A 14,285-nucleotide genomic window follows, 5' to 3' on the forward strand; every position below is an offset into this window, starting at 1 on the left:
TAAACGTAAACGTAAACGTTATGGTTATTCGTACTCGATAGGGTCGGTAACGTTATTTAATGCGAAAGCTTCTAAGCGTTCTTGGCAGGCACCACATTTGCCACAGGCTTTGTCGCGGCCGTTGTAACAGGTCCATGTTTGGCTGTAATCAAGACCCATTTTTAAACCGTCTGTCAAAATGTCGATTTTGGTATTGTTTAAGTACGGGCTGAAAATCTCAACAGCGTCGTAATTAGCAATACGGCAAACATCATCCATTTTTTGCACAAACTCAGGGCGACAATCAGGATAAATAGCATGATCGCCTGAGTGCGCACCGTAATAAACTTTGCTGGCTTTTAAAGAAACCGCATAACCCACAGCCAGTGAAAGTAAGATCATGTTGCGGTTAGGCACAATTGTGCTCTTCATACTTTCTTCTTCGTAGTGACCTTCTGGCACGTCAATATCGTCGGTCAGTGATGAACCACCAATCAATTGGTTGATCGCTGAAATATCAACAATTTTATGTGGAACACCTAATTTTTCACATACTTGAGCGGCAACTTTAAGCTCTTTAACATGACGCTGGCCGTAGTCGAACGACAGGGCATACACTTCGTGGCCTTGTTGCAGGGCTTTATTTAATACGGTAAACGAGTCCATACCGCCGGAATAAATAACAACTACTTTTTGCGTCATAACTGTTTTGCTCTTACTTTTGATAGAGGTTTACTTCAGGGCGCGATATACTACACGGCTCGGGCCTAAATAACAATTTTTGCCAGTGTTTTTGGTTTATCTGATGGTATGTATTTTATACCGTCGTGTCGTAAGTGAGATGTCTTTTGTACAAAATTAACGAAGTGTTTGAAACAATTCAAGGTGAAGCAAGTTTTACGGGTACACCTTCAATCTTTTTACGTTTACAAGGCTGCCCTGTAGGCTGTGCTTGGTGTGATACGAAGCAAACATGGGATGTTGATAATGTATATAAAGTGTCTCTTGATGACACGGTCGAGAAAAAAGCGGATTCTGATCATTGGGCAGAAGCATCAGCAGAGCAAGTATTAGCATTATTTAAAGAACGTGGCTATAACGCTAAACATGTGGTTATCACCGGGGGTGAGCCATGCATGTACGACCTAAACCCAGTGTGTGAACTATTACATGCAAATGGTTACTCGACGCAAATTGAAACCAGCGGCACATTTGAGATTTTAGCGCCTGAGCAAACATGGGTGACCGTATCACCAAAGATTAATATGCGTGGTGGCTATAAAGTACTGCGCAGTGCGATGCAGCGTGCTGACGAAATAAAACACCCTGTTGCAATGCAAAAGCATGTTGAAGAGCTTGAAGACTTATTCTTAAAAACGGGTGTGAATCCACGTTTAGTGTACCTTCAACCAATTAGTCAAAAGCAGTCAGCGACCAAACTTGCTATTGAAACATGTATTGAGAAAAATTGGCGTTTATCAGTTCAGGTGCATAAATACTTAGGGATTAGTTAGCCTGCTGATGTACTGATTTAAGATGCGTGTTGTGCTCTGTAGAATATATCTTTGAGAGGGCACGCTCTACTCTTTAGTCAGTTGTTCATTCATTAATATTCAATGGATAATGAGTAACTTAGCTAAATCAATTTTTCCGATTGGTGATATCGATATTTCCGATTGTTCATTTCTCTGTAACCTCTTTAAACTATCTTACAAAATATCAGTGCTTACTCTTGGTTTTTAGTTTTTTGGAACCATATAAAGGTAAGTATTGCTTATGCAATTGGAAATAAACTCAAATATTTGGAGATAAAAATGGGTGTATTAGTTGGCCGTCAGGCACCAGACTTTACTGCAGCAGCTGTTCTAGGTAACGGTGAAATCGTTGAAAACTTCAACCTAAAAGAAACTATCAAAGGTAAAAAAGCAGTTATCTTCTTTTACCCGTTAGACTTCACTTTCGTTTGTCCTTCAGAGTTAATCGCTTTCGACAAGCGTTTTGAAGAGTTCCAAAAGCGTGGCGTTGAAGTAATCGGTGTTTCTATCGATTCACAATTCTCACACAATGCATGGCGTAACACTGCCGTTGCTGACGGTGGTATTGGTCAAGTTAAATATGCACTAGTTGCAGACGTTAAACACGAAATCTGTAAAGCATACGACGTTGAGCACCCAGAAGCTGGTGTTGCTTTCCGTGGTTCTTTCCTAATCGACGAAGAAGGTAACGTACGTCACCAAGTAGTTAACGACCTTCCACTAGGCCGTAACATCGACGAAATGATCCGCATGGTTGACGCGCTAGCGTTCCACAGCGAGCACGGTGAAGTATGTCCGGCAGGTTGGACTGAAGGTAAAAAAGGTATGGATGCAAGCCCTGAAGGTGTTGCTAAATTCCTTTCTGAAAACGAAGGCGACCTATAATTTAGGCCTTTGTTAGCGAATTAAAAAACCCGCCAATTGGCGGGTTTTTGTTTTTAAGCTCAACGAGATTAATTAAAGCGCATTGTTAGCTTAGTATAGAAATAACGACCACGTGGGTTATGTACGCTCGATACATAGCCATATAAGTCGCCATCACCATCGCCGATCGCGAACGGAGGATCTTCATCAAATACGTTATTCACACCCACAGATAGTTTGATTTTATCTGAGAAGTTATACGCAGTTTGTAAATCAACCAGTGTTTGCGAATCAACCATACGTGATGTGTTGCTATCAAAGTCTAAGTTTCCATCAAAGTCGATGTCTGGTGTATCTTCAAACTCGCCTGTGTAGCTAACGTTCACATTGGTATTGAAGTCACCCATTTCCCAATTTGTTGAGAAAATCCAACGGTTTTCAGGGTAACGGTACTCGCCTGTGTAATCGCGACCATCTTTTTTAAATTCGTTTTGGTATGCCCATTCTAAATTGAATTTTAAGAAGCCGTAATCGTTCATAGCATGAGTGTAGTTTGCCGACACATCAACACCCGATACTTCTTGCGATGAAACGTTTTCAAAGGTGCTGTAAACTTTTTGGATTACACCTAAACTTTGACCATTTTGTGGTGCTAAACGCACACACACAGTGCTGTTTTGATCGTTACAGTTGTTATCATAGATAGGGCCGAACTCTTGTTCGTCTATCTTATTATCTTGTGTAATGCTCCATACATCGATCCCAAAGCCAAACTCAGCGGTTGGTGCCCAAATGAAGCCCACGTTCCATGACTCTGATTCTTCAGCTTCAAGGTTCGGGTTACCCGCAAATTGGATATTGTAATCTAGAGCATTACAATCCTGTCCCGTTGCCTGGCAACGATAAGTATCTACAAAGAACTGACTTTCTTCAGATGGACCTAAACCAATCTGTGCCAGTGAAGGAGCACGGAAACCTTGAGCCCAAGAACCACGCACAGTAATTGAATCTGTTGGTGCCCAGCGCACAGCTACTTTAGGGTTTGTTGTTGAACCAAAGTCACTGTAATCATCGTAACGACCTGCTAATTGCAGCTCTAAGTTTTCTGCTAACGGAATTGAAAACTCAATATAAGCAGCATACTGATCGCGCTCTGCTGCAGCTGATACAGACTCAGTACCAAAGATTAACCCGCGTTGGAATTGGTCATCTGGAATATCGCTCACATCTTCTTCACGGTATTCAATACCTGCAGCCATCATCACTACATCATCGCCAAAGCTAAATGCTTCACCACTGATATTTGCATCAAATGATGTCATGTGAGATTCGCCGCGGCGAACTAAGCTTGTGGTAATTCGATCAATAACTGCTTGGTCATTATAGGTGCCACCGAATGGGTTATAGTTACCTGCGTCAATTTCTTGTTGTAAGAAATCAGTGCGCACCCAACCTTGGCTTCTATCACCTGTTTGCATTGATTTACTACGGCCTTTTTGAACTGCCGCTTCCCAGCTCCAGTCACTGATCTCACCTCTTAAACCAGCAACAAAACGTAACGTATCTGACTCAATGTCCCATTGACGAGGGCCTGCATCTACCGTTCTGTAGCGACCAATCTCGATATCTTGGCCAAATGGGTTATTTGGGTGACTTGCTGGCACTGTTAAGCCTGCATCTTCATCAAGAGGGGTAGGGGCACCAGCTGCTTGCGATGTATTATGTTGTACAGCCACTTCTAAGAAAGCTGAAATACCGTTATCAAAGTTGTATTCAAACTGTGATATAGCACCAACACGCTCTGACGCCGGAGTTACATAACCAAATGGACCGTAGTCAAATAAACAGCTCCCACTTGCTGTGGCATTTTCTGCCGGGCATGCAGGGTCAATTGTTTTTTCGCCATCTACGTAAAAGTAGCCAGGGAAGCCACGCGATGAACGAAAATCCATGCCGCCATAAGGTTCTTGATTTGCAGTACCTAAGCGACCCATTTCATCAGAAGACAGCGCTGTGTTGTTAAAGTAGTCAATAATGATTGACGCACTGCTTTTTTCAGTACTCGTACCCCAAACTAGGCTTGCCGTTTTCTCTTCGTAGTTAGGACCATCAGTACCGCCGTAACCTAGGTTTACTTCCAGACCATTGATATCTTTCTTTAAGATGATATTAACTACACCTGCAACTGCATCAGAACCATAAATTGCTGATGCGCCATCCTTTAAAATATCGATACGCTCAATAGCAGAGACTGGGATTGAGTTGATATCAACAAATGAATTGGTAATGCTTTCTGCAAAGGCACTAATAGATACACGGCGGCCATTAATTAGTACCAGTGTTGCATCTGAACCTAAGCCACGAAGACTCACTGCAGCGGCACCATTTGCTGTTGAGTCTTGGTTATTACCGCGCGTAGAGAAAGTTCCATTACCTGCAACTGGCATACGCTCCAATAGTTGCTGTAGATTGTCGTAACCCATATTGTCGATATCAGCACGACTAATAGATTGTACCGGTGAAGGGCCTTCAATATCAGAGCGCTTAATGCGAGAACCTGTAACTTCAATACGCTCGACCTTTTCAGCTCCATCTGATTGTGCGGCAACAGACATAAAACTTGTGCCACTTAACGCTGCAATTGTAAATGCATAGAGAGGTCGCTGTATAAAGCGGTGGGTGTTCTTCATAAATTTCAATCCTTGTTTAATTGTGAAAGTATTGTGAAAATATCACAGTAAAGATTGATATCATGTAAATGATATTGTTTGAAATAGCAAAAAAGTATGGGTTTTTAGAAAGGGTATTGATTTATTTGTAAAAAGCGAGAGTTTATAAGGGATAGGAGCCTAACCTTAAGTTAGGCTCAAAGAGCAGAATTATGCTTTATGTTTCATTAGGCGTTCTTTTTCACGCGCCCAATCTTTGTTTTTTCCGTCTTCGCGTTTGTCGTGCATCTTTTTACCTTTAGCAAGGTGGAACTCCAACTTCACCCAGCATTTTTTCCAGTACATTGCAGTTGCGATTAAAGAAAACCCATCGCGTTCTGTGGCACCGATAAGACGATCGATTTCACGCTTATTTAAAAGTAACTTACGATAACGAAGAGGATCGCAAATCACGTGAGTAGAAGCACTATTGAGTGGCTGAATTTGACTGCCAAGTAAAAATGCTTCGCCGTTTTTAATATGAATATAAGTCTCAGAGATGTTTACTTTACCAGCTCGGATACTTTTTACTTCCCAGCCCTGTAGTTCAACCCCTGCTTCGAACTTATCGTGTAAAAAATACTCATGGCGCGCTTTTTTGTTAAGCGCGATGGTATTACTTGTCGATTTAGATGATTTTTTCTTAGCCATAGTGGTTCATATTATACGTAAAAACAGCGTTTTTACATCGCTTTTTTAAGGCTTTGCATAAATTTTCACGCTACTAAAATTTGGGGAAATAGCCAAAGCTTGCTAAAATTCGCCGACACAGTTGGGAGTGAATATGCCGCAGATAGAAAAAAGTGCGCTGGTAATGTACAGCAGTAAAGAAATGTTTGATCTTGTGAACGATGTAGATGCGTACCCAGAGTTTTTGCCGCATTGCTCTGATGCGAAGATAATTGCACAACAAACCAGCGGCATGACAGCCAGCTTAGAGATCTCGAAAGCAGGTTTGAAAAAGTGGTTCACCACCGAAAATACCTTTATTGATGAGCAAACGGTTACGCTACGCTTAGTGGATGGGCCGTTTAAAAAGCTACAGGGTAAATGGCAGTTTTTACCTCTAGATGAGCAAGCATGCAAAGTGCACTTACATTTAGAGTTTGAATTTGCCAGTAAACTAATTGAGCTTGCTTTTGGTAAAATATTTAACGAAGTTGCTAAAAATATGGTGAATGCGTTTACTCAGCGCGCGAAAACTGTTTACGGAGCACGCACATGATTACTGTTGAAGTTGTATATGCGCTACCTACCACAGCGACAAGTTTACTTGTTGAAGTACCGGTAGGGACTAGTGCAGAGCAGGCGGTGATAAAGTCAGGTATTTTTGACAAATGTCCTGAAATCGATGCTAACAATTTAACATTAGGGATCTGGAATCGGACCTGCAAATTAAATCAGCAGGTTAAGGATGGCGACAGAATAGAGATTTATCGCCCATTAATTGCAGATCCAAAAGATGCACGCAGACGCCGAGCAGAAAAAGCAAAAGAAGAAGGCCGAGCAAACAAAGTAACGGGCGGTCGCCCTTTAAATAAAGCATAACAAAAAGGGTAGCTAAGCTACCCTTTTTGTTAAGTGTGATTCGTTACTCTTGCTCGAGCGGTGTATTGAATTCACTTGGCTGTTCATAATCACCTGAAAGTGAAACCAGTTTATCGTTTTCAAAGTTAAGCGTTAGTGATTTACGCTGTTCGTTACTACGACCAATATTAAATACATAAAGATAATGCCATGTATTATTGTCGAATGAATCTTCAGCTACTGGTTTACCAAGTACATAAAGAACTTGTTCGCGTGTCATATTGACGCGAAGTTTATCAACGTCAGATTGCTCTAAAAAGTTACCTTGTGGAATATTGATACGGTAAACCCAGCTTGAACACCCTGCTGTAGCACTTAAAGTAAGGGTAAGTACTAACCAAAAAGAAAAAGTTTTAAACGACTGCATTATTTGTTTGAATCCTTATTTTTTATACACTGCATGATACCGATTAGTCACAGAAGGTAAAACCCTTTTCAGTAATTGTTTTTACTGAAATGCGATTAACAATCACGAGGCATAAATTTGACCACAGATAATACAGAAAGTTTACCCGATCCAATAAAAAACAGCGATAACTCAGATGCTTCATGGCATTTGTATATTGTTCAGACTCGTTTAGGGCATTGGTATACGGGGATCAGTACCAATGTGCAAAAACGTTTTGAAGCCCACCAAGCTGGCAAAGGTGCGAAAAATTTAAAAGGCAAAGGGCCGCTTAAATTAATTTACCAACAACAAGTGGGTAGTCGCAGTGAGGCAAGTAAATTGGAGTGTCGCGTAAAAAAGCTCACTAAGGCGCAAAAAATACAGTTTGTAGCCACATCTAAATTACCTATTAAGTTAGTCGGTTAGCTTGTCCATAAATTCAGCTATTTTTTGAATAGCGTGTTCATATAAATCGAAATTGATGTGTGCAATTGTATCAGTGCTTTGATGATGGTGCTTATCGTGACCCATACCAAAGTAAATATAAGGAATGTCAGCTTTAGCAAAAGAGTAGTGGTCACTTGCCTTAAGCCAGTTAACTTTTAAATCAAACAAACGGTTTAAATAGTGCGAAGAACTTGTTGCTACAAACCGTATTTTCTCGTCAGACAGTGAGTTTATGGCGTTTTTGTACTGCGATTGATGATTTAAAAATGCGATCATACGCGGTTTGTGCTGATTAACCACCAACATGTCTAAGTTAATGTTCAGCTTTACGTTGCTAGGATTTAATGTAGAAACGAAGTAATCACTACCATGTAAGCCATTTTCTTCTGCATCTGTAGCAACAAACACAAGCTTATATGGGGATGTTTTCTCAGCAAAAATGGCTGCTATATAGAGAAGGGCTGCAACACCACTGGCATTATCATTAGCGCCAGGGTAAAGACGACTGCCTTGTAAACCTAAGTGATCGTAATGTGCGGTTAACACGATTAATTTGCACGATTGGCAGCTGTTTGGCTGAACGGCAATAATGTTACTAGCTTGGGGTTGCTGGTAAAAGGTGCCTGAGTAGTGAAAGTCTTGGCGTTGAATTTGATAACCAAGGTCACTAAATCGCTGGGTAATATATTCTGCAGCCCGCTTAGCACCAACAGTATTCGTTTTTCGGCCATAAAACTCTTTTGAAGTAAGAGTCGCTATATCGTGTTCAAGCTGTTTCTGTGAGCTTGCATTGACTTGAAAACAGCAAAAGTAAATTAAACTAGTCGTGATAAGACAGTTTTGCAGTATGTGAACGAAGCGCGCGTAGCTTGCTTTCATAGCGTTTTTTATCTTCCTCAAAGTCAGCTTTATCGTTAGCCATGGTTAAATATTTTTTAGCCAGTTTTAAATCGCCAAGTTGATAATAAGTTCGTGCTAAACCAAAATCGGTATCATGTAATTTTGGGTCAAGCTCACGGGCTTTTCTGTAATGCTTGATAGCATCTCTATAGCGTTTTGTTGTATAGGCATCATTGCCAAGCGAAATATGATAATACGGGTTTGCTTGGCGTTTTTTGTCGAGCATAGCTAAAATTTCGCGACCTTGCTGTACTCTGCCAGTTAAATTATAAAGCCGAGCTAAATTGCCAAGAGCAGTGTTGTTGTCTGAGTTTAAGGTGATTGCATATTGATACGCTGTTTCTGCACGCTGAAAATCATTGTTAAGCCTAAAAAGTACCCCAAGATTTCCCCATGCACCAGAGTATTTATAGTCCGCATTAATCGCAGCTAAATAATAACTGTAAGCAAGGTCATAGTCATTTTTCAGCATTGCTGAAACACCTTTGTTGTTGTAGAACATTGCGGTGATTCGGGCTTTATTAATGTTAGTCGTTCTAAATGCTTCTTGGCGACTATTCGGATCAAAGTCGATAATAATTGCCCGTTCTTGTGGGTAAATCACCTTATGATTTACGGATGCTTTGTTGCTTTCTTTTACTTTTAAGTTTATGTGGCCTGTTAGCAAATTAAAGCCGTTATTGAGGGCCCAATATTCAGGTATATGAACTTGTTGAAATTGCCCTTCGAGTCCGAGGTGCTCAGCTAAGCTGTAGGCTAATATTGATAGCGATAAACAGTTTGCATTTAAATTGGCATAGCTTTGACCTGCCGTAAGTGTTGCACCTGATTGATATGAAAGTGACGAGTCTCCATTTTTAAGCAAAAAATAAAGTAACTTTTTGGCATTTTGTAACGTTCGAGCTTCTTTAGGAAAGGCAGTGTTGAGCTGCTCTTTAATTTGAGGGGTCAATGCAAATATCTGCTCTTGGCTTTCGACCTCAGATACAATGAATTCGTTGGCTTGTGTTAACGACAGCGGTGGGGGAACTAAGTTAGTTTGTGTACTATTGCAAGCGGTTAAAAAACTTAGACTCGATATTAAAGCAACGGTAATTGTTTTCATCTGACCCTCTAAATTCATGGCCTAATACTATTTAAGTATAGGCCGTGAATAAAAAAGGGTCAGTGTTATCTGTTACAAAACATGTCAGCGTTTATCAAATGTAGCAACAAGGTCATCTAAGGTTTGTGCGCTACTTGCTAAATCTTTAATCGCTTGCTCTGTATCAATTTGCTCACGCATCACAGTATCGCTGATATCACTGATTTGCTCAATGTTGCGGCCTACATCAGCTACCACGTTACTTTGCTCTTCGGTAGCGGTCGCAATGAGTGTTGCCATATCATTGATTTCATTAGCTGCATCATTAATGGCATTGAGTAATTCTACTGAACTTTGCATTGCTTCAACGCTAACCTGAGCCTGTGATTTCGAGTGATTTATATGATTTACCACTGAGTCAGAGGTACTACTTAGTTCACTGATCATGGTTTGAATTTCAGTTGTTGATTGTGAAGTTCGGTTTGCAAGTGCTCTTACTTCATCTGCCACAACAGCAAAACCACGGCCATGCTCACCAGCTCGTGCGGATTCAATAGCCGCATTAAGAGCCAGTAAATTTGTTTGCTCTGAAATACCTCTGATTGAGTCAACGATACTGGCAATGGCTTGTGTTTTATGTGCCAGCTCATTCACTTGCTCTGTAATATTATCGATATCGGTCGCCAGTTCTATTATCGCTTCTTTACTTTGTGTGACCTGAGTGTGGCTTTGCTTAGTATTATCTTTGCTGCTTTGTGTTAACTTGGCAGTATTTGCAGCACTTGAGGCTATCTCTTGCACGGTAGCGCCCATTTCATTAATAGCAGCAGCAACAGAAATAGTTTGCTCTTTTTGATTATCAAGCGCTTCAGAGTTCTTTTGCGCTTGTTTAAAAACATGAGAGGCACTTTGTCTTATTTCGCTACTTTCTTGTGCAACTTGGCTGATTGCTGTTTCTATCTTAGAAATAAATTGATTGAAACCAGCTGATAAATTAGCAAGTTCAGGCTGCTCTGAGTCAGGTAGTCGGTACGCTAAATTAGCATCACCTGAGCCTAAACGAGTAAACAGTTCAGCCATTTTTGAAAGAGGAGATGACAGTGTGCGTGCTAATAATAAGCCTGCAAAGCTCGCTATCAGTGCAATAACAATAGCAAAGCTTATAATTTGCCATTGTAAAACTTGAATGCTCGAAAATACTTCATGTTTTGGTACCTGAGCGATAACAAATAGATCTGTATTTTTGATTGGACTTGCAGCAACTAAAGTGGCTTCACCATTAAGCTCGATTTCTTGTAGGTTGAAGTCTTGGTTTGTTAAGAGTGTGTTTGTAATACCCGGCGAGTAGATACTATCAAGTTTTGCTTTCGCGACTTTATCAGCATCTTTATGCAGCTGGATTAACCCATTTTTGTCAGCTAAAAATACAAACCCAGTTTCTTCGATTTGGAAGCGCTTTAGCATTGCCTGCATATCGTCAATGCTTTTTGCAAGGCCGGCTAAACCAATGCCATTGGTTTGCTGGTGGTTTACAAACATTTTCACATCAGTTGGTGATTCTTGATAGATACTAATAGAAAACGGCTGTGTTGTGTTAGTAAACGCAAAAAACCAACCATCTTGATCTTTAGTTAAAACTCGCAAGAAACCGTCTTGATTCCAGTATTGTGCCGTTTCACGATTAGCCCAAGAAGCGGTTGCTAAATCGTATTGCTTAACAAGGCGGTTAAGCTCTTTTAGCAGTGTTTTATCATCAGTATTGCCTGAACGCGCCCACTCTAATACAAATTCGTTACTAGAGAGTTGCTCAGCGGCGCTGATCATTTGATTTATATCGTGAGTAATATAATTATCAATTGCTTGCAGCTTGCTAGGTAGCTCAGATTCAATCATTCGTTGTTCGATGATTTGTTTTGCACTGTATAGAGCTGTTGCGCCAATGAGAGCGGCAACAATTAATGCAATTGCACTGCCTAGCAGTGTTATCTTTTTAGTAATGGTGAGTTGATTTAACGCCATGAAAGTGTCTTAGTTTACAACATTTAAGTCAGTAATTTTAGCATACACTTTGCAGATGACGAATCAATGTAGGAACAAAAAAAAAGCCCAAAGCATATTAGCAATTGGGCTTGGTTTCTAACAAGCGAAACTTACTTTCCAGGGTTAAACAATTTTCTTCATTGCTGACATATAACCACGTAGCTTGCTACCTACTACCTCAACTGGGTGCTCACGTAGTGCTTTGTTTACAGCAATCAATGCTTGGTTATCTACTTGATTACTTGTTGTATCTAAGCCTTTACCAATTACATCTGTGTCGATGTTTTTCATAAAGTCTTGTAATAGCGGTAAACACGCATGGTTGTATAGGTAACAGCCGTATTCTGCTGTATCTGAAATTGTTCTGTTCATTTCGAATAGCTTTTTACGCGCAATGGTATTTGCGATAAGCGGCGTTTCGTGTAATGACTCATAGTAAGCTGACTCTGCGATAATACCTGCAGCAGTCATGGTTTCGAACGCAAGCTCTACACCAGCCTTAACCATTGCAACCATTAAAATACCTTGGTCGAAGAACGTTTGTTCGTTGATTTCTTGATCTGTATTTTGTTGCTTTTCAAATGCTGTTTCAGCTGTTTCAGCACGCCATGCAAGTAATTTTGCATCGTCTTCAGCCCAATCAGCCATCATGCCACGAGAAAACTCACCGCTGATGATATCGTCCATATGCTTGTTATAAAGCGGACGCATAATTGTTTTTAGCTCTTCGGCTAGTTCAAACGCTTTTATTTTTGCTGGGTTTGACAGGCGGTCAAGCATGTTAGTGACGCCACCGTATTTAAGAGCTTCGGTGATTACTTCCCAACCGTATTGAATTAATTTAGACGCGTAGCTTGGATCAATGCCTTTTTCGACCATTTTATCAAAACAAAGTAGTGAACCTGTTTGCAGCATACCGCATAAAATTGTTTGCTCGCCCATTAAGTCAGACTTTACTTCTGCAATGAATGATGACTTTAATACACCTGCACGATGACCACCGGTGCCAACAGCGTATGCTTTAGCTTGTGCAAGACCATGACCTTGAGGGTCGTTTTCAGGGTGAACAGCAATAAGAGTCGGTACACCAAAGCCACGCTTGTATTCTTCACGAACCTCAGAGCCAGGGCATTTTGGTGCAACCATGATAACTGTTAAGTCTTCACGAATTTGCATGCCTTCTTCAACGATATTGAAACCGTGTGAATATGCTAGTGTTGCGCCTTGCTTCATTAAAGGCATGATTGCAGTAACAACAGAAGTATGTTGTTTATCTGGTGTTAGGTTTAGTACTACATCTGCTGTTGGAATAAGTTCTTCGTATGTACCAACAGTAAAGCCATTTTCAGTTGCGTTTAAGAATGATTGACGACGCTCGGCAATAGCTGACTCACGTAATGTATAAGAAACATCTAAGCCTGAATCACGTAAGTTCAAACCTTGGTTAAGGCCTTGAGCACCACAACCGACAATAACGAGTTTTTTTCCTTTTAAAGCATCAACGCCTTCAGAGAACTCTGAAGGATCCATAAATTCACACTGCGCTAATTGCGCTAACTGCTCTCTTAAAGGAAGAGTATTAAAATAATTCGCCATTGTTAGTGTCCTATAAAAAACTAATTTGTTAGAAAACAAAGAGCCAATCTGTTGCCCCTTGTGTGAGTTAACAGTATGCAATTTTTTGCCTTGCGTAAAATGATATATTTGAATTAAAGTGTTTCATAAAATGAAATGGTGGGTTTATGGATCACAAACATCTACATTACTTTTTGGCTTTAGCTAAGACGCTTCATTTCGCCAGAGCGAGTGAGCTTTGTCATATTAGTGCGCCTACGTTAAGTCGAAATATTAAACAGCTCGAAGAAGAAGTCGGAGTGGTGTTATTTAATCGGGATAACCGCTCTGTAAAATTAACGCGAGAAGGTGAGTCTTTTATTGAGTACGCTAATGCGACATTGGCCAGTTGGCATCGTTTTAAAGCAAATGTCCAAGAGCCCCAGCAACATATTTATGGCAATGTCAGCATATATTGCTCTGTGACTGCATCGTATAGCTTTTTACATCAAATATTAGAACAGCTTCGCATGCAGCATCCTTATATAGAGATCACCTTAAATACCGGCGATCCCGCGTTAGCTATTAACCGAGTATTAGATGGCCATGAAGCAATGGCAATCGCAGCAAAGCCAGCAAAATTACCTGGGCAAGTTGCTTTTACCAGTATTGGTTACTCTCCTTTGGTATTAATTGCACCAAAAATTGTCTGTCCGATCAGCGAAAAGCTTGCGAGTGCTGAGCAAATTGATTGGTCTGCTTTAGAATTTATTGTTGCTGAGCAAGGTTTATCAAGGCAGCGCCTAGAGCAATGGTGGCGAAAAAATAATATTCATGGCCGTATTTATGCTCAGGTGGCAGGGCACGAAGCAATGGTTTCTATGGTGAGCTTAGGTTTAGGTATTGCTATGGTTCCTAAAATCGTTCTAGATAATAGTCCATTAAAAGACAAGGTGCAGATAGTTAGTGATGCAGAGCAAAGTATTGATGGCTTTGAAATAGGTTTAGCAGTGCTAAACAAAGAGCGCCACGATCCTGCTTTAAACGCAATTTGGAGTATTGCACAATCAATGACACAACAGGCAATCTAATATTTTAAGTTGATACAATTGAAAATTAGTTGTTAGTGAGCGGTTTGGTGGATTTTATATTAGTTATTTAGTATTGGTTTAGAAAAAAGTATGTCGTGTTTTATGCTG

Annotated in this window: 14 protein-coding genes; 6 read left to right on the forward strand and 8 right to left on the reverse strand. The window is 40.5% G+C overall.

What is annotated here, in order from left to right:
* Positions 1-24: 24 nt before the first annotated feature.
* Complete coding sequence (gene queC / locus ACSFVZ_RS12860; protein ID WP_281546462.1) at positions 25-705, reverse strand: 7-cyano-7-deazaguanine synthase QueC; 681 nt, start codon at positions 703-705, stop codon at positions 25-27.
* A gap of 122 nt (positions 706-827) precedes the next feature.
* On the opposite strand from queC, the gene queE reads away from it, so the two are divergent.
* Positions 828-1,493 (forward strand): 7-carboxy-7-deazaguanine synthase QueE, encoded by a 666-nt coding sequence (gene queE, locus ACSFVZ_RS12865; protein ID WP_135924049.1) that lies wholly within the window; start codon positions 828-830, stop codon positions 1,491-1,493.
* A gap of 300 nt (positions 1,494-1,793) precedes the next feature.
* Entirely contained in the window at positions 1,794-2,399 is a 606-nt protein-coding gene (locus ACSFVZ_RS12870) for a peroxiredoxin C (protein ID WP_135924050.1), read from the forward strand.
* Between the two features lie 68 nt (positions 2,400-2,467).
* Here the strand turns inward: ACSFVZ_RS12870 and ACSFVZ_RS12875 are convergent, their stop codons facing one another.
* Together ACSFVZ_RS12875 and smpB are read right to left on the reverse strand one after the other, a co-directional pair.
* On the reverse strand, positions 2,468-4,993 hold the full coding sequence (locus tag ACSFVZ_RS12875) for a TonB-dependent receptor (RefSeq protein WP_425343233.1): 2,526 nt from the start codon (positions 4,991-4,993) through the stop codon (positions 2,468-2,470).
* A 264-nt stretch (positions 4,994-5,257) separates the two neighbouring features.
* Positions 5,258-5,737, reverse strand: coding sequence for an SsrA-binding protein SmpB (smpB, locus tag ACSFVZ_RS12880; protein ID WP_063700124.1), 480 nt, complete (start codon positions 5,735-5,737; stop codon positions 5,258-5,260).
* 133 nt (positions 5,738-5,870) lie between these two features.
* On the opposite strand from smpB, the gene ACSFVZ_RS12885 reads away from it, so the two are divergent.
* Together ACSFVZ_RS12885 and ACSFVZ_RS12890 are read left to right on the forward strand one after the other, a co-directional pair.
* A complete protein-coding gene (locus tag ACSFVZ_RS12885; RefSeq protein ID WP_135924052.1) occupies positions 5,871-6,311 on the forward strand; it encodes a type II toxin-antitoxin system RatA family toxin in 441 nt (146 codons plus the stop codon).
* The gene (locus ACSFVZ_RS12890) at positions 6,308-6,634 is read left to right on the forward strand and encodes an RnfH family protein (RefSeq protein ID WP_135924053.1); all 327 of its coding nucleotides are present in this window, start codon (positions 6,308-6,310) and stop codon (positions 6,632-6,634) included. Before ACSFVZ_RS12885 ends, ACSFVZ_RS12890 begins: the two co-directional genes overlap by 4 nt.
* Positions 6,635-6,677: 43 nt before the next feature.
* Here ACSFVZ_RS12890 and ACSFVZ_RS12895 read toward each other — a convergent pair whose 3' ends face one another.
* The gene (locus ACSFVZ_RS12895; RefSeq protein ID WP_135924054.1) at positions 6,678-7,040 is read right to left on the reverse strand and encodes an outer membrane protein assembly factor BamE; all 363 of its coding nucleotides are present in this window, start codon (positions 7,038-7,040) and stop codon (positions 6,678-6,680) included.
* A gap of 117 nt (positions 7,041-7,157) precedes the next feature.
* On the opposite strand from ACSFVZ_RS12895, the gene ACSFVZ_RS12900 reads away from it, so the two are divergent.
* Complete coding sequence (locus tag ACSFVZ_RS12900) at positions 7,158-7,487, forward strand: GIY-YIG nuclease family protein (protein ID WP_138556984.1); 330 nt, start codon at positions 7,158-7,160, stop codon at positions 7,485-7,487.
* Here ACSFVZ_RS12900 and ACSFVZ_RS12905 read toward each other — a convergent pair.
* The 4 genes from ACSFVZ_RS12905 to ilvC form a co-directional block, all read right to left on the reverse strand.
* Positions 7,476-8,387: a M28 family peptidase gene (locus ACSFVZ_RS12905; RefSeq protein ID WP_435559008.1), complete on the reverse strand. Its 912-nt coding sequence runs from the start codon at positions 8,385-8,387 to the stop codon at positions 7,476-7,478. The genes ACSFVZ_RS12900 and ACSFVZ_RS12905 overlap by 12 nt on opposite strands.
* Positions 8,329-9,513, reverse strand: a complete 1,185-nt coding sequence (locus ACSFVZ_RS12910; RefSeq protein ID WP_435559010.1) for a tetratricopeptide repeat protein — start codon at positions 9,511-9,513, stop codon at positions 8,329-8,331. Before ACSFVZ_RS12910 ends, ACSFVZ_RS12905 begins: the two co-directional genes overlap by 59 nt.
* Positions 9,514-9,597: 84 nt before the next feature.
* Positions 9,598-11,511 carry a methyl-accepting chemotaxis protein gene (locus ACSFVZ_RS12915; RefSeq protein WP_135924058.1) on the reverse strand — a complete coding sequence of 638 codons (1,914 nt, stop codon included), beginning with the start codon at positions 11,509-11,511 and terminating at the stop codon, positions 9,598-9,600.
* A 144-nt stretch (positions 11,512-11,655) separates the two neighbouring features.
* A complete protein-coding gene (ilvC, locus tag ACSFVZ_RS12920) occupies positions 11,656-13,128 on the reverse strand; it encodes a ketol-acid reductoisomerase (RefSeq protein ID WP_135924059.1) in 1,473 nt (490 codons plus the stop codon).
* A gap of 146 nt (positions 13,129-13,274) precedes the next feature.
* Between ilvC and ilvY the strand changes: the two genes are divergently transcribed.
* Positions 13,275-14,177: an HTH-type transcriptional activator IlvY gene (gene ilvY, locus ACSFVZ_RS12925; protein WP_135924060.1), complete on the forward strand. Its 903-nt coding sequence runs from the start codon at positions 13,275-13,277 to the stop codon at positions 14,175-14,177.
* Positions 14,178-14,285 lie beyond the last annotated feature (108 nt).

Origin of the sequence: Pseudoalteromonas nanhaiensis, from assembly GCF_051235485.1 — a bacterium.
GTDB lineage: Bacteria > Pseudomonadota > Gammaproteobacteria > Enterobacterales > Alteromonadaceae > Pseudoalteromonas > Pseudoalteromonas lipolytica_C.